Source organism: Xanthomonas sp. GW, from assembly GCF_014236815.1.
Classification (GTDB): Bacteria; Pseudomonadota; Gammaproteobacteria; order Xanthomonadales; family Xanthomonadaceae; genus Xanthomonas_A.
The window spans coordinates 144,596-159,174 of the sequence record NZ_CP051189.1; the positions used below are offsets into that span (position 1 = coordinate 144,596).

Annotated in this window: 14 protein-coding genes; 4 read left to right on the plus strand and 10 right to left on the minus strand. The window is 68.4% G+C overall.

Going from position 1 to position 14,579, the window contains the following annotated elements; translation table 11 throughout:
* Window positions 1-147: 147 nt before the first annotated feature.
* Window positions 148-537 (plus strand): hypothetical protein, encoded by a 390-nt coding sequence (locus HEP73_RS00670; protein WP_185823235.1) that lies wholly within the window; start codon window positions 148-150, stop codon window positions 535-537.
* Window positions 538-777: 240 nt separating this feature from the next.
* Window positions 778-1,320 (plus strand): glutathione peroxidase, encoded by a 543-nt coding sequence (locus tag HEP73_RS00675; RefSeq protein WP_221899365.1) that lies wholly within the window; start codon window positions 778-780, stop codon window positions 1,318-1,320.
* Between the two features lie 1,101 nt (window positions 1,321-2,421).
* Here HEP73_RS00675 and HEP73_RS00680 read toward each other — a convergent pair.
* The 6 genes from HEP73_RS00680 to HEP73_RS00705 all read right to left on the minus strand — a co-directional run bounded on the left by HEP73_RS00680 (window position 2,422) and on the right by HEP73_RS00705 (window position 6,650).
* Window positions 2,422-3,486 (minus strand): MlaA family lipoprotein, encoded by a 1,065-nt coding sequence (locus HEP73_RS00680; RefSeq protein ID WP_185821744.1) that lies wholly within the window; start codon window positions 3,484-3,486, stop codon window positions 2,422-2,424.
* Window positions 3,487-3,490: 4 nt separating this feature from the next.
* Window positions 3,491-3,805, minus strand: coding sequence for an STAS domain-containing protein (locus tag HEP73_RS00685; RefSeq protein WP_179570474.1), 315 nt, complete (start codon window positions 3,803-3,805; stop codon window positions 3,491-3,493).
* Complete coding sequence (locus HEP73_RS00690) at window positions 3,795-4,463, minus strand: MlaC/ttg2D family ABC transporter substrate-binding protein (RefSeq protein WP_185821745.1); 669 nt, start codon at window positions 4,461-4,463, stop codon at window positions 3,795-3,797. The genes HEP73_RS00685 and HEP73_RS00690 overlap by 11 nt, the downstream gene beginning before the upstream one ends.
* Window positions 4,460-5,008 carry an outer membrane lipid asymmetry maintenance protein MlaD gene (mlaD, locus tag HEP73_RS00695; protein ID WP_179570476.1) on the minus strand — a complete coding sequence of 183 codons (549 nt, stop codon included), beginning with the start codon at window positions 5,006-5,008 and terminating at the stop codon, window positions 4,460-4,462. Before mlaD ends, HEP73_RS00690 begins: the two co-directional genes overlap by 4 nt.
* A gap of 101 nt (window positions 5,009-5,109) precedes the next feature.
* The gene (locus HEP73_RS00700; RefSeq protein ID WP_003466288.1) at window positions 5,110-5,859 is read right to left on the minus strand and encodes an MlaE family lipid ABC transporter permease subunit; all 750 of its coding nucleotides are present in this window, start codon (window positions 5,857-5,859) and stop codon (window positions 5,110-5,112) included.
* Window positions 5,859-6,650, minus strand: coding sequence for an ABC transporter ATP-binding protein (locus tag HEP73_RS00705; RefSeq protein ID WP_185821746.1), 792 nt, complete (start codon window positions 6,648-6,650; stop codon window positions 5,859-5,861). The genes HEP73_RS00700 and HEP73_RS00705 overlap by 1 nt, the downstream gene beginning before the upstream one ends.
* Before the next feature lie 404 nt (window positions 6,651-7,054).
* Between HEP73_RS00705 and HEP73_RS00710 the strand changes: the two genes are divergently transcribed.
* On the plus strand, window positions 7,055-7,342 hold the full coding sequence (locus HEP73_RS00710) for a DUF6916 family protein (protein ID WP_185814755.1): 288 nt from the start codon (window positions 7,055-7,057) through the stop codon (window positions 7,340-7,342).
* On the opposite strand, the gene HEP73_RS00715 is transcribed toward HEP73_RS00710, so the two are convergent.
* The 4 genes from HEP73_RS00715 to HEP73_RS00730 form a co-directional block, all read right to left on the minus strand.
* Window positions 7,335-7,907: a GNAT family N-acetyltransferase gene (locus HEP73_RS00715; RefSeq protein ID WP_185821747.1), complete on the minus strand. Its 573-nt coding sequence runs from the start codon at window positions 7,905-7,907 to the stop codon at window positions 7,335-7,337. The genes HEP73_RS00710 and HEP73_RS00715 overlap by 8 nt on opposite strands.
* A gap of 10 nt (window positions 7,908-7,917) precedes the next feature.
* On the minus strand, window positions 7,918-8,457 hold the full coding sequence (locus HEP73_RS00720) for a phage tail protein (RefSeq protein ID WP_185814757.1): 540 nt from the start codon (window positions 8,455-8,457) through the stop codon (window positions 7,918-7,920).
* 60 nt (window positions 8,458-8,517) lie between these two features.
* Window positions 8,518-9,045, minus strand: a complete 528-nt coding sequence (locus HEP73_RS00725) for a phage tail protein (RefSeq protein WP_185814758.1) — start codon at window positions 9,043-9,045, stop codon at window positions 8,518-8,520.
* Between the two features lie 67 nt (window positions 9,046-9,112).
* Entirely contained in the window at window positions 9,113-9,658 is a 546-nt protein-coding gene (locus tag HEP73_RS00730; protein WP_185814759.1) for a phage tail protein, read from the minus strand.
* 267 nt (window positions 9,659-9,925) lie between these two features.
* On the opposite strand from HEP73_RS00730, the gene HEP73_RS00735 reads away from it, so the two are divergent.
* On the plus strand, window positions 9,926-14,434 hold the full coding sequence (locus HEP73_RS00735; RefSeq protein WP_458309641.1) for a putative Ig domain-containing protein: 4,509 nt from the start codon (window positions 9,926-9,928) through the stop codon (window positions 14,432-14,434).
* The last annotated feature ends 145 nt before the right edge of the window (window positions 14,435-14,579 follow it).

Below are 14,579 nucleotides of genomic sequence, written 5' to 3' on the forward strand. Positions count from 1 at the left end.
TCGCCGCTTTGAGTTGCCCATCGCGCTGCCGACCGGCATGACGATCGCACGCGAAGACCAGCAATAGGCGACATCGCGCACGCCCTTGCACCTCCTGGCGACGGCGCATTGCGATACTGCGTCGGAACCGGCCGAATGGAAATCCTTATGTCGATGCGATGGTGCATGCCCCTGTTGTCCTGCCTGCTGCTGGCTGCCTGCAGTAGCGGTCCACGCCCGCAGGCGGGTCCCACGCCATCCGCGCCCCAGGCGGGCGCCGATGGCGCCGCTGCGGCCGACGCTGCGGCGTGCACGGCACAAGGCGGCAGCCTGCGCCCGCTCGGCCGGCGCGGACTGCTCAAGTGTGTGATCCCGTTCGCCGATGCCGGCAAGGCCTGCAGCGACAAAAGCCAGTGCCATGGCGACTGCCTGGCGGTCGCACTGGTGCCCGCTGGCGCGGCTGCGCAGGGCGTATGCCAACGCGACATCAGCGAGAACTACGGCTGCCGGCAGGCTGTGCAAGGCGGCGTGGGCGGATCGCAGATCTGCATCGACTGAGTGCGTGTGCTCCCGTCCGAGCGGGCGCGCTGGGTCTGCCATCACCAACCCGCAAGGCCGCTCTTGCGCGTGTGCGGACGGCGCAATGATTCGGACGGGACGATGTCCGCTTCCTGCTCCGTGCACGGCCAGGAGCGGCGCGGCTTGTTCGGGATAATGGACACGCCCAGGTCGCCGCGCGATAGCCGTTGCGCGGCCATGCGCCTATGCTTGCGCTCCATCTTGTTGCAGGAGCTGCACGTGAGCCAATCGATCTACGACATCCCGTTGACCACCATCGACGGCCAGCCCGCTTCGCTGGCCGCGCATCGCGGCAAGGTGCTGCTGGTCGTCAACGTCGCCTCCAAGTGCGGCCTGACCAAGCAGTACGAGGGGCTGGAAGCGCTGTATCGCGAAAAGCAGGCCGACGGGCTGGACGTGCTCGGTTTCCCGGCCAACGACTTCAAGGGCCAGGAGCCGGGCAGCGAGGCGGAGATCCAGCAGTTCTGCCAGCTCACCTACGACGTGACGTTCCCGATGTTCGCCAAGATCGCGGTCACCGGCGAGGCGACGCATCCGCTGTACGGTTCGTTGATCCAGGCGCAGCCGAACACCGAGGGCGAAGGCCCGATGCGCGAGAAGCTGGTCGGCTACGGCATCGAACCCAATCCGGCGCCGGGCGTGCTGTGGAACTTCGAGAAGTTCCTGCTCGGCCGCGACGGCCAGGTGCTGGGCCGCTTCGCTCCAGACGTGACCGCCGAGGACCCGCGCCTGCGCACGGCGATCGAGGCGGCGCTGGCGTAAACGGTTTGCGGCGTTCGCTACCGCGAGGCGATGCCTGGGTTGTCCGGCTGCATGTAGGAGGGGCTCCGCTGGCATCGAGCCATGAGTCCCGACAGGTCGCCGGAAGCTTTGGAAATCCCGCTCCGTTCGTCGCGGCTGAAGCCGCTCCTACAGTCGCTATGCGGCTGGCTTGCTGAGCCGCGATTGCGCGAGCCCACTGCGTCGCCGTCGCCGTCGCCGTCGCCGTCGCCGTCGCTGTTGCTGTTGCTGTTGCTGTTGCTTTGGCTGTCGCTTTTGACTTACCGGGGTTCCCTTCCGCAGCGGCGGATGGACCGGGGAAAAACCCGAAGGGCGGCGCACATGGATGTGCGCCGTTCGCGGCAGGGGCAGGATGCCCCTTCCGCGAATCCCCGGTGCATCCGCGGACCCGGAGCGCGTAGCGCGGAGGGCGCAAGGCAGGGCGCGCTTTCTTTTGGTTACTTTTCTTTGCGCGAGCAAAGAAAAGTAACTCGCCGTAAGGCGAAAGCCTTTGCCCTTGCCTTGGTTCTGGCATTGAGATTTTGAAGCTTTGGAGCCTGAAGCTTTGAAGCAAGAGCAACAGCTTCCGCTGGCGCGGGTCACTTTTCTTTGCTTGTGCAAAGAAAAGTAACCAAAAGAAAGCACACCCCGCAGCGCGCCTTCCGCGCTGCGCGCTCCAGGTCCGCAGGCACGACGGGCATTTTTCGATGGCACATCCATGTGCCAACGAAAAACGTCGCGCATCCTGCGCGCCGCCCTTCGGGTATTCGCCCGCCGAGCCTGCCGCGCTGAGGGGGCCCGGTAAATCAAAGACGAAGCAAAAGCACGAGCAAAAGCACGAGCAAAAGCACGAGCAAAAGCACGAGCAACAGCACGAGCAACAGCAACAGCAACAGCAACAACAACGGCACTAGCAATGGCAGGAGCAATGCATGCTGCTGGCATGTGTCTACCGGACTGCCTGCCGGACACGCCGCTGTAAGTCGCGCGGCGATAGCTGATCAGAATCACGCTGCTCCCGCAGCGGGAACGGCAGAAAGAATTCAGCCATAAAAAAACCCGGCCGAAGCCGGGTTTTTGTGTGCCTCCGGGAAAACGCGCGGCTCAGCGGCTGCCGCCGCGCCACTCCGGGATCGGCATCGCGTCCACCGGCACGGTCGGATTGGTCTCTTCCTCGCGCAGATAGTCGGGCAGATCGTTGTCCTGGCGCTTGTTGTGGCTGTGCAGGTCGCCTTCGATCTGATAGCTGCGGCGCTGCATCCACGCGTCGCGGGTCAGCTGGTACTCGTCCGGCGCGTTGTCGCGCATGCTGTCCAGCGACAGCAGCTGCGCACGCGTATCCACCAGTTGCAGGCCCTGCAGGCCGATGCGCACCGTGTCCTCCCCGATCTGCCGCAGCGGCGACAGCGGCGCGTCGCCGGCCAGGCCGAACACGTCGCGCACCGTGCGCGGCCCGAACAGCGGCAGCTCCACGTAACGCGAACGGCGCCAGCCCCAGGCGCCCAGGGTCTGGCCGAAGTCCTCGCTGCGCCGCGGCAGCTTGGCGTCGCTGGCCGGGTCGAAGATGCCGCCGATACCCAGCGTACTGTTCATCACGAACCGGCCCAGGGTCTGCCCGGCCTGCAGCGGACGGCCCTGCAGCAACTGGTTGACCATGGTCAGCGGCGAGCTGAGGTTGTCGAAGAAGTTGGTCACGCCCAGCCGCACCGGCCGCGGCACCACGTTGACGTAGGCGCGCGCCAGCGGCCGCGCCACGGTGCGGTCGACCACGTTGTTGAACTTGTGCACCTTGCGGTTGAACTTCTCCCACGGATCGTAACTCTGCGGCACGGCGACGCCGGCCGGCAGGGTCGGATCGGCGACCGGGTTGTACGGGTCGCCGCCGTACAGCGCGGCGTAGTCGTCTTCGGCGGCGGTCGCCGCGCCACCGGTCGGCGGCACGCTCGCCGGTGCGGCCATCGCGTCGCCGGCGACGGGGGCCGGCACGGCGGCCTGCGCATCGGCCGCTGGTGCCGCGTCCATAGCACCGCTATCGGCAACGGCGGTGTCGGCAGGCGTCGCCTGCACCGTGGTCGCGGCCGGCGGCGGCGGGGGGCGCTTGGGGGCGCCGGCACAGGCGCCCAGGGCGGCGGCCAGGGCCAGGGAAGTGAGGATACGCAGCACGTTCATGGGGTCAGCTCGCCGCCAGGGGAGATTGGAAATCCAGGGTCGGCGCCAGCCGGTAGGCGGCGCTCAATTCGGTCAGGCCGGCCGGGGCGCCATGGATGGCGACCTCGGCCTGGCCCTGCGCACGCAGGCGTGCGGCCAGTTCGGCGAGCAGCGCTAGGCCGGCGCTGTCCACCTGCGCCACCTCGCGCAGATCCAGTGCCCGCGCGCCGGCCAGCAGCGGCAGCGCCGCCGGCCACAGCGCGGTGGCCGCGGCACGGTCGAGCACGCCGCTCAGCGCGAGCGTGTCGCCGTCGCGACGCAGGCGTGGCTCACTTGCCACTGTTGCTCGCCGGTGCCACTTGCATCGCGCCGTTGCGCAGATCGGCCGCGACCTGCGGGATCGACTTGGTGCGCAGCGGCGTGTCGAACTGATTGCGGAAGGTCTGCACGTACGACACGCCTTCCACCATCACGTCGAAGATCTTCCAGCTGCCGCCGTTGTTGCGCAGCAGGTAGTCGACCGGGATCGGGTCGCCGCCGCTGCGCAGCAGCTCGGTGGAGACCTTGGCGCCGCGGCCGCCCGGCAGCGGGGTTTCCGACTTCACCCGCACCTGCGGCTTGCCTTCGAAGGTCAGCAGCGAGGTGCCGTAGCGCTGCATCAGGTTGTCGGCCATCGCGTCGGCGAACAACTTGACGTCGGCATCGGAGGCGCCGCGGCCGTGCACGCCGAGTACCAGGCGCGCGGCGTAGTCGCGGTCGAAGGACTTGTTCATCTCGCTGTCGATGAACTGCTTGAGCGCGGCGTTGTTGTTCTTGAACTCGGCGCGGCGCTGTTCCAGCGTGGTCAGGATGCGGGTGCTGTTGTCGAGCACGACCTTGCTGGCCGAGCCCTGCTGGGTGGCGGCAGCAGCGGCAGGCGCGGCCTGGGCCAGTGCGATGGCGGGTGCGGCGGCGGCCAGGACGGCGGCGAGCGCGGCGGAAAGCAGTTTGTTGGTCATGGCTTGGGTTCCGTTTCCGTAGAGGGAGTGGCGGTGTTCGCGGAGGATGCGGCAGCGGGCGTCGCGCCGGCGTTACCGCCGCTGCTGCTGCCGCCGCCGAACATGTACTTGCCGACCAATTGGATCAGGTCCACCGCCGGCTGGGTGAAGGCGATCTCCTGGCCGGGCTTGAGCGTGTCGGGGTCGCCGCCGGGCTGCAGGCCGACATAGCTCTCGCCGAGCAGGCCGCTGGTCAGGATGCCGGCCGAGGTGTCCGCCGGCAGGTCCTTGTAGCGGTCGTCGATGGCCAGGGTCACCACCGAGTCGAACTTGGCCGGATCCAGCTCGATCTTCGCCACCTGGCCGATGATCACCCCGCCGATCTTCACCGGCGCCTGCTGACGCAGCTGGCCGATCTGCGAGAAGCGCGCGGTCAGCTCGTAGCGGCCGCCGCCGAAGCCCCACTGGCGGTTGGTGGAGGCGAGCGCCAGCACCAGCAGCGAGGCCAGGCCCAGCAGCAGGAAGGCGCCGACGGCGAACTCGAGACGGGGACCACGGATAGCCATAACGTGTCTACCTTGTTGATTCATCTGGGCCGCGGCGACAGTGCCGCGGCCGGTGTTGCGGAAGCGCCCGCCGCCGAAGGCGGGCTTTGGCGCGCGGTCCCTTACTGGAACAGCAGCGCCGACAGGACGAAATTGAACATCAGCACCAGCAGCGAGGCGTTCACCACCGCGCGGGTGGTGGCCACCGAGGTGCCCTCGATGGTCGGCTCGGCGTGGAAGCCGACATACGAGGCCACCAGCGCCGCGGTGCCGCCGAACACCGCCGACTTCAGCATCGCCACGCCGAAGTCGTCCCAGAAATCCACGCTGCTCGACAGCGCCGACCAGAACGTGCCCTTGTCCAGGCCCAGCACATGCACCGCTTCGAAGTAGCTGGCGCTGATCGCCAGCGAGCAGAAGATGCCGGTCAGCAGCGGCACGGTCAGCACCGCCGCCCAGAAGCGCGGCGCCACCGCCTTGGCCACCGGGTCGATCGCCATCAGCTCCAGCGCCTTGATCTGGTCGGTGGCGCGCATCAGCCCCAGTTCGGCGGCGATCGAGCTGCCGGCGCGGCCGATGAACAGCAGCGCGGTCAGCACCGGCGCCAGCTCGCGGTACAGCGACAGCCCCAGCAGTGTGGACAGCGCATCGGAGGCGCCGTAGGTCTGTAGCGTGCGGTAGCCCTGCAGGGTCAGCACCAGGCCGACGAAGGCGCCGCCGACGGCGATGATCGGCAGCGAGCGCGCGCCGACCTTGTAGATCTCGCGGACCAGTTCGGCCAGGAAATCGCGGGTCGGCAGCGAGCCGCGCAGCACGGTGATCGAGAACAGTCCGGCACGGCCCAGCGCGCGGATCGAGGCGACGGCGCCCATCAGGCTGCACTCCGCGCGCGCGGCGGCGCATCGAACGGGATCGGGCCGTCCGGGCGGCCGTGCAGGAACTGTTGCAACAGCGGGTCGGTGCTGGCCTGCAGCGCGTCCGGCGTGCCGGCGAAGACCACCCCGCCGTTGGCGATCGCCACCGCCTGGTCGCAGATCGGCAGGGTCTCGTGGACGTGGTGGCTGACGATGATGCTGGTCAGGCCGAGGGTGTCGTTGAGGCGCTGGATCAGGCTCATGATCACCCCGGAGGCGATCGGGTCCAGGCCGGTCAGCGGTTCGTCGTAGATCATCAGCGGCGGGTCCAGGGCCAGCGCGCGGGCCAGCGCCACGCGCCGCGCCATGCCGCCGGACAGCTCGCGCGGCCAGGCGTCGGCGGCGGCCAGCAGGCCCACCGCATGCAGCTTGAGCGCCACCAGCCGTTGCAGCACCGGCTCGGGCAGGCGGGTATGGGCGCGCAGCGGCAGCGCCACGTTCTCGGCCACGCTCAGGTCGGTGAGCAGGCCGTTGCCCTGCAGCAGCACGCCGATGCTCTTGCGCGTCTCGCGCAGCGCGCGGCTGCCGCGCGGCAAGGGCTGGCCGAACACCTCGACCGTGCCCGCGACCGGCACCAGCTCGCCGGTCAGCGCCGCCAACAGGGTCGATTTGCCGCTGCCCGACGGGCCGAGCACGGCGGTGATGCTGCCGCGCGGCACCGCCAGCGAGACATCGCGCAGGATCGCGCGGCCGCCACGGTCGATGCGCACGCCCGACAGCTGCACCACATTGGATTCGGAAGACGCCATCGCGGCCTTTAACGAAAAATCAACACAGGATTGAGCCAGTCCGCTGAACTTAACCGAACTGGGCCGTGCAGTATTGTCGCATTCGTGACGCCTGCGTGCGCGTGGTCCGGGGACGCCGTACATGCAACAGCGTGTCTTGGGTCTGGGGCTGGCCGTTTTGCTGGTGCGGGTGACACATCTACGGGCCGGATCCGGCTGGTGTCCGCGGGCCTTGCAGTCCTGCGTCGCGGCAGGAACCGCATGGCCGCCGCTGCCGTCGCTGCTCGCGATCCCGTGCCGCTCGAACTGGGCCGCCGCCATCGCCGAATCGCCAGCTCCGTGTGCCGTTGCGGTGCCGGTCTTGTATGCAGTGCCGGGTCACGCCACGATGCGGGGCGGCGATGGCGCCGCGACAGGAGTCGTGCATGGAATTGCTGACGTTGGAACATTTCGCCGGAAGCGTGAACGAGACCTTCGCGGCGGAATTGAACGAGGGCGAGATCTCCTTCGTGCTGGTCGAGGCCCGGCCTCTGCCGATCAAGACCGCCGCGCCGCGCGCGCCGTTCTCGCTGCTGTTCCGCAACACCTCCTCGTTCCTGTTCCCGCAACAGATCTACCGGATGCGCCATGCGCGCCTAGGCGAGGTGGGGATCTTCCTGGTACCGGTGGCGCGCGAGCGCGACGGCTTCCTGTACCAGGCCGTCTTCAACTGACAGCCGGCGCCGTGCAGGCGGCGCGCCAGTGCATTTGCAGATGGGTGGCGCTGGCATCGCCGGCGACGAAGCCCAGGCGCGCGTACAGGCGCCGCGCTTCGGGATTGGCATGCAGCACATGCAGCGACAGCGCGCAGCCGGCGGCCTGCGCCAGTGCCTGCGCGTGCGTGATCAGCGCGGTGCCGATGCACTGGCCGCGCAGCTCCGGCAACAGGCTGATATCCACCAGTACATGCTGCGCCGCACTGCGGTCCAGGTAGAGCCGGCCGAGCGGTGCCTGCGTGGTTTTCACGATCAGGAAGTCGGCACCGGCGAAGTGGCTTAGATAATGCGCGTGCTGCAGCGCGAACTGCTGGTCGAGGAACGCGCGCTTGGCCGCCTCTGGCCATGGCACCGCCGCCAGCTCCGCGCTGCGGGTGCTGGCGTACAGGTCGCGCAGCCAGGGCAGGTCGGCATCGCGTGCGGCGCGCAGGCCGATGCCGCGCGCGCGCAAGGCGCCCGGCTGGGCGACGGGCTCGCGCCCAGCCGGAAAAGTCGGCGCCGGCGTACCGGCGGCGGCGGGCATGCGGGCCGCCTCAGTCGAACGATGGGTAGACGCCCGACAGCGCGATGCAGAAGTTCACCGCCAGATAGGGCTGCTGGTTCTCGTGCGCCAGGCCGGTGCCGGTGGGCAGCAGTGCCGTCGGCGAGAATTGGGCCTCAGGCTGCGCCACCGTCGCGAACGGACGCGCCGCAGCGCTGCCCAGCGACGACAGCGCCGCGCCGTTGGCGGGCGTGCCGGTTCTCTTGGCCGGGTCCGGTTGCGAGAACGCGGTGATGCCGTGCTGGTGCGGCGGGATCTGCGTAGTCGACAGACTCACTCCGGCCGAGCCGAAGCTGTCGCCGCGCTGCCGGCTACTCAATCCCGGCCCCTGGCCCTGTTCGCAGCTGGCACGCCCGCAGAAATTCGGCAGTTGGAACGTCGTGCTGCCGTTGCCGCCGTAGGCGGTGCCGAGCAGCGAGTACAGCGTGGTGTTCTGCTGCAGCGGCAGCATGGCACCGTTGCACAGCGCCCAGCCGACGGGATTGAAGTCGAAGCCGAACAGCTGGATTTCGCCGATATAGGGTTCGGTCATGAACGCGGTCCTCCGGTGGAACGGGCAGGCACCACGGCGAGCGCGGCGCGGCGAATGGGGTCAGCTCTGCTGCGGAAAGATGCCGGCGGTGGAGATGCAGTACTGCACCGTCAACGTTGGCATGACGTTGTCGTGCGGCAGGCTGCCACCCGTGATCGTGGTCGACTGCGTCGCCATTGGCAACGCAACGACGCCGCTGATGTCGGTCGCATAGAACATGTCGCCGGCGACCGTGCCGGGCAGCAGACCGGTCGGTGCGGTGGCAGTGGCGGCGGCGGTCGTGGCCACCAGCGTATGCGTGTGCGCGGGCATCTGCAGGCCGGTCAGCGTGACCGTCTCGGTGCCAGAGGTTTGCGCGATGACATAGTTGCTCAGGCCCGGTCCCTGTCCCTGATGCAGCGGCAAGCGCCCACGCAGGTCCGGGACCGCGAATGTGTTCTGCCCGTCACCGCCGTAGGTGGTGCCGATCAGCATGAACAGGACTTCGTATTCGGAGATCGACAACAGGCTGCCGTCGCACGCCTGCCAGTTCTGCGGGGTGCGGCCGAAGCCGAACATGCGGATCTCGCCGATGAAGGGAGTGGCCATGGTGTCCTTCCTGGTCGTGGTGCGCCGCGCGCCGCTGTCGGCACGCCGCGTGTATGAAGTGCCGGCGCTAGCTGCGCGAGGGGAAGATGCCGTTCAGCGCGATGCAGAAATTGATCGTGGTGTACGGCTGCAGGTTCGGATGCGGCTGGCTGCCGCCGGCCGGACCCACCGTCGCCGGATTCATCGCCACCAGCGTCCCGGGCGCCGCATACAACGCGGTGGCCGGACCGGTGGTGCTGGCGTTGTTGGCGAACGAGCGGCCGGAGGGATTGCGGTTGTTGCCCGTGGTGTTCGAGCACTCCAGCAAATGATTGTGCGCGGGCAGATTGCTGGGCAGCAGCGAGACGTTCTCGGCGCCGGCGCTCTGGCCCATCGGCAGCGGCGACGGTTGCCAGGCCGGATCGGCCGATGGCGAGGAGCCGACCGGGGTGCGCCCGCGCATGTCCGGCAGCGCGAAGGTGGTGCTGCCATTACCGCCGAAACGGTTGCCGAGCAGGCTGAAAAGCACCTGGTTCTGGTTGATTGGCAGCACCTGCCCGTTGCACTGCGCAAAATACTTGGGCGCGAAAACGAAGCCGGTCATCATGATCTGACCAACGAAGAACTCGCTCATGCGGATCTCCCCCCGAATGGTTTGACGCCGACATCGTGCCTGGCGCAGTCGTACTTAAACACGTCCCTTGCGCGATACAAGTCTTGATAATGCTGAACTAGACAGTTTCAACACATTTGTTGCTTTACGAATATGTGAATTTACTGTTCAAATGTCGCTGCAGCGTGGAGGGGAATATGCCTTTTAAGGCCTATAACCATGCTGTCCGAGGCACCAGGAGCGTTGCCGGCGCCAGTGGGATGGCGTGATCTTCCGGGGAAGTGGAATATGTCTACGAATTGCACCGCTGCGCACGCAAGTGCGCGTGCCTTTGTGCGCTTGCCGCTGATTTTTGCGCTGCTGCTGCTGACGATGTTGTATTCCGGCCTGGCCGCCGCAGCGGCCTCGCAGTACTGCCCGACAGTAAGCAGGACCGTTGTGCAGGGCAACTCCGTCGTCATCGACGTCAGCAATTGCGACGGACCGTCTGATCTCGGACTCGGTGAGGACAGTAGTCAGCCGACAAACGGCACCAGCGTGCTTAGTGGCCTCGGCGCAGGCGGGGCGCAGACCGTCACCTATACCCACAACGGCAATGCGGCAACTTCCGACAGCTTCTATTACTTCGACGGAGACGGCGACACCATCACCTTCAACATCACCATCACCCCGGCGCTGTCGGCCAGCATCGCGGTGAGTCCGGCCAGCCGCAACGAAGACAGCGGCGCGGCCTTCACCTACACGGTGACGTTGAGTCAGACCAGCAATTCGGCGACGACGGTAAACATCGCGTCCAGCGGCACCGCCACCAGCGGCGGGGACTACACCGGCGCGGTGGGCAGCGTCGTGGTCCCGGCCAATACCACCACCGCCACGTTCGCCATCACGCCGGTCGCCGACGGCACCGTGGAAGCGAACGAGACGGTGATCATGAGCGTGGCCAGCGGCAGCGGCTACGGCATCGGCAGCCCGTCCAGCGCCACCGCCACCATCCTCGACGACGACGTGCCCAGCGCGTCGATCGCGGTGTCCCCGGCCAGCGTGTCCGAGGACGGCGCCACCAATCTGGTCTATACCGTCACGCTCGATCAGGCACCGGTGAATGCGACATCGGTCGCCTTCAACGTCGGCGGCAGCGCGACCTCGGGCAACGACTACGCGGCCGTGAGTTCGCCGCTGGTGATCGGCGCCGGCCAGACTAGCGGCACCATCACCATCAACCCGACCGCCGACAGCACCGTCGAACCCGACGAAACCGTGGTGATCAGCCTGGCCTCGGGCAGCGGCTACAGCGTGGGTTCGCCCGATAGCGCCACCGGCACCATCGCCAACGACGATGTGCCCTCGCTGAGCATCAACAATGTAAGCCTCAACGAAGGCGATGCCGGCACCAGCAACGCGACCTTTATCGTCTCGCTGAGCCAGCCGGCCGGCGCCGGCGGCGTCAGCTTCGACATCGCCACGGCCGATGGCTCCGCCACTGCGGGCGTGGACTACGTCGCCTCGAGCCTGACCGGGCAGACCATCCCCGCCGGCAGCAGCAGCGCCACCTTCACCGTGCTGGTCAACGGCGACACGCTCAACGAGGCCAACGAGAACTTCTTCGTCAACGTCAGCAACGTCAGCGGCGCCAGCGTCAGCGACCCCCAGGGCCAGGGCACCATCGTCAACGACGATGCGCAGCCGACGCTGTCGATCGACGATGTCAGCGTCAACGAAGGCAATAGCGGCACCACCACGGCCACCTTCACGGTGAGCCTGAGCGCGGCCAGCGGCCAGACCGTATCGGTCGACTACGCCACCGCCGACGGCACCGCCACCGCCGGCAGCGACTATGTCGCGCGCGTCGGTACGCTGACCTTCGCGCCGGGGACCACCGCGCAAGGCGTTGCGATCACCGTCAACGGCGATACCGCGGTCGAGCCGAACGAGACCTTCAGCGTCGATTTGTCCGGCGCCAGCAACGCGGGCATCGCCCGCGCCACCGGCACCGGCACCATCACCAACGACGACGCGGTGGTGACGGTCGGTCCGGCGTCGCTGCCATCGGCGACCGCGGGCACCGCCTACAACCAGACCCTGACCGCCAGCGGCGGCACCGCGCCGTACACCTTCGCGGTCAGTGCCGGTACGTTGCCGACCGGTTTGACCTTGAGCGCCGCCGGCGTGCTGTCCGGCACGCCCACTGCAAGCGGCAGCTTCAACTTCATGGCGACCGCCACCGACAGCGGCGGCAGTCCCACCAGCGGCAACCGCGCCTACGCGCTGGTCGTGGCCAGCCCGACGCTCACCCTGCCGGCCACCACCCTGGCGGGCGGTACCGCAGGCCAGGCGTACACGGCCGCCATCAACCCGGCGACCGGCGGCATCGCGCCGTACACCTATGCGCTCAGCGCCGGCGCGTTGCCGGCCGGCGTCACGGTCAACAGCGCGACCGGTGCACTCAGCGGCACGCCGACCGTGGCCGGCAATTTCAACTTCAGCCTGACCGCGACCGACAGCACCACCGGCAGCGCCGGGCAGGCGAGCCAGAGCTACAGCCTGAACATCGTGTCGCCGACGCTGACCATCGCGCCGCCGACCTTGCCGGCCGGTACGGCCGGCAGCGCCTACAGCCAGACCCTGACCGCAAGCGGCGGCACCGCACCGTACAGCTACGCGGTCAGCGCCGGCGCGTTGCCGACCGGGCTGAGCCTTGCGGCCGGTGGCGCGCTGGCGGGCACCCCGACGGTTGCCGGTAGTTTCGCCTTCACCGTGACCGTCACCGATGCAGGCGGCTTCATCGCGCCGCAGGCTTACACGCTGTCGATCGTCGCGCCGACGCTGGTCATCGCGCCGCCGACGCTGCCGTCAGGCAAGGTCGGCACCGCCTACAGCCAGACCCTGAGCGCCAGCGGCGGCACCGCGCCTTACAGCTATGCGGTAAGCGCCGGTACCTTGCCGGCCGGTCTGACCCTGGCTGCGGGCGGCGCGCTCTCGGGAACCCCGACCGCCATCGGCAGTTCCGCCTTCACCGTCAGCGTCACCGACGCGCACGGCTTCACCGCGGCACAGGCCTATACCGTGGCGATCGTCGCGGCGGTGCCGGCACCGGTGGCGGTGGACGATACCGGCGCCACGCTGGTCGAGACCGCGCTGACCCTGGCGGTGACCGGCAACGACACCGGCAGCATCGACACGATCGCGGTGACGACGGCGCCGACCCACGGCACCGCAGTGGTGACTGGCGTGCAGCTGGTGTACACGCCGGCCGCCGGCTATGTCGGCGCCGACACCCTGAGCTATACCGCCACCGGCGCCGGTGGCACCTCGGCGCCGGCCACGGTCACCCTCACCGTCAATGCGCGCCCGGTCGCGGCGTCGGTGACGATGCAGGCGGTGTCCGGCGAAGCGCAGACGGTGGACCTGACCCGCAACGCGACCGGCGGGCCGTTCGTGGCCGCCGCGCTGGTGGCGATCATGCCGGCCAATGCCGGCACCGCAACCATCACTCGCAGCGGTGGCGCGGCGGCGGCTGGTGTTCCGACCGCAGCCGCGGCCGATGGCCCCAGCTTCATGATGACCTTCACCCCGAACCCGGCGTTCTCCGGCCAGGCCACGGTGCGCTTCACCCTGTCCAACGCCTATGCGACGTCGGCCGAAGCGGCCATCGTGTTCGTGGTCGCGCCGCGTCCGGATCCGACCCTGGATGCGGAAGTGCGCGGCCTGATCGATGCGCAGGCCGAATCGACCCGGCGCTTCGCCAAGGCGCAGATCGACAACTTCCAGCGCCGGCTGGAGGCGACCCACCGCGGCGATCGCAGCTTCGACAACAGCCTGAGCTTCCAGTCCACCTCGCACTGCCGTCAGGCCGAGCGTGGCATGCCTGCGCAGCCGTGCAGCCAGGCCACCTGGGACAAGGATGCGGATATGGATGCCGACGACGCGGCGGCGACACCGACCGCCAGGACTGCGGTCAACGGCGAACTCGGTCTGTGGGTGGGCGGTGCGATCCGCTCCGGCAGCCTGGACAAGCAGGCCCAGCGCGCCGGCGTGGACTTCCAGTCCGACGGCCTGAGCATGGGCGCCGACTACCGTGCCGCGGACGCGCTGGCGCTGGGTGCCGGTGTGGGCTGGGGCCGCGACGACAGCGACGTCGGCAACAACGGCAGCCGCAGTAAGGCGACTGCCTACACGCTGGCGGTGTATGCCAGCTTCCATCCGGGCCGGCATTTCTTCTTCGACACCCTGGTCGGCTACCAGTTGCTGTCCTACGACCTGCGCCGCTACGTGACCGGCAACGGCGAACTGGCCGAAGGCCGCCGCGACGGCAGCCAGTGGATCGCCTCGCTGTCCACCGGTGCCGACCTGCAGCACGGCGACTGGCAGATCACGCCGTACGCTCGCGTGGACATGGCCCGCGCCACGTTGGATGCTTACAGCGAAGAGGCGATGGTGCCGTACGCGCTGCACTACGCGGACATGGACGTGTCCACCACCACCGGCAACCTCGGCCTGCGCCTGGAGTGGCGCCGCGAGATGAGCTGGGGCCAGTTCACCCCGCAGCTGCGCGTGGAGTACCAGCGCGACTTCCAAGGCCGCGGCGACGCCACGCTGAGCTATGCCGACATCGTCGATGCTGGCCTGCTGTACCGCACCGGGCTGAGCGTGTTCGATCGCAACCGGCTGATGCTGGGGCTGGGCGCGGTGTTCACCACCGAGCAGGGGCTATCCACCCGCGTCGAATACCGCGGCGTGACCGACGGCGACAGCGGCAACGACCAGACCTGGATGTTCAACGTCGAAAAGAAGTACTGACGCGATAAGCCCCTCTCCCGTCGGGGATAAGCCCCTCTCCCGTCGGGAGAGGGGTTGGGGTGAGGGTGCGGCGCAAAGCGGCTCGCGGAGTTGGGGGTGCACGAGGCTGCGCCCGTACCCTCATCCGCCCCTGCGGGGCACCTTC

Coding starts and splice junctions, on each gene's coding strand:
- HEP73_RS00670 (WP_185823235.1), top strand. CDS start 148: ATGTCGATGCGATGGTGCATGCCCCTGTTGTCCTGCCTGCTGCTGGCT.
- HEP73_RS00680 (WP_185821744.1), bottom strand. CDS start 3,486: ATGAACGTGCTGCGTATCCTCACTTCCCTGGCCCTGGCCGCCGCCCTG.
- HEP73_RS00690 (WP_185821745.1), bottom strand. CDS start 4,463: ATGACCAACAAACTGCTTTCCGCCGCGCTCGCCGCCGTCCTGGCCGCC.
- mlaD (WP_179570476.1), bottom strand. CDS start 5,008: ATGGCTATCCGTGGTCCCCGTCTCGAGTTCGCCGTCGGCGCCTTCCTG.
- HEP73_RS00700 (WP_003466288.1), bottom strand. CDS start 5,859: ATGGGCGCCGTCGCCTCGATCCGCGCGCTGGGCCGTGCCGGACTGTTC.
- HEP73_RS00705 (WP_185821746.1), bottom strand. CDS start 6,650: ATGGCGTCTTCCGAATCCAATGTGGTGCAGCTGTCGGGCGTGCGCATC.
- HEP73_RS00710 (WP_185814755.1), top strand. CDS start 7,055: ATGGAATTGCTGACGTTGGAACATTTCGCCGGAAGCGTGAACGAGACC.
- HEP73_RS00715 (WP_185821747.1), bottom strand. CDS start 7,907: ATGCCCGCCGCCGCCGGTACGCCGGCGCCGACTTTTCCGGCTGGGCGC.
- HEP73_RS00720 (WP_185814757.1), bottom strand. CDS start 8,457: ATGACCGAACCCTATATCGGCGAAATCCAGCTGTTCGGCTTCGACTTC.
- HEP73_RS00725 (WP_185814758.1), bottom strand. CDS start 9,045: ATGGCCACTCCCTTCATCGGCGAGATCCGCATGTTCGGCTTCGGCCGC.
- HEP73_RS00730 (WP_185814759.1), bottom strand. CDS start 9,658: ATGAGCGAGTTCTTCGTTGGTCAGATCATGATGACCGGCTTCGTTTTC.
- HEP73_RS00735 (WP_458309641.1), top strand. CDS start 9,926: ATGTCTACGAATTGCACCGCTGCGCACGCAAGTGCGCGTGCCTTTGTG.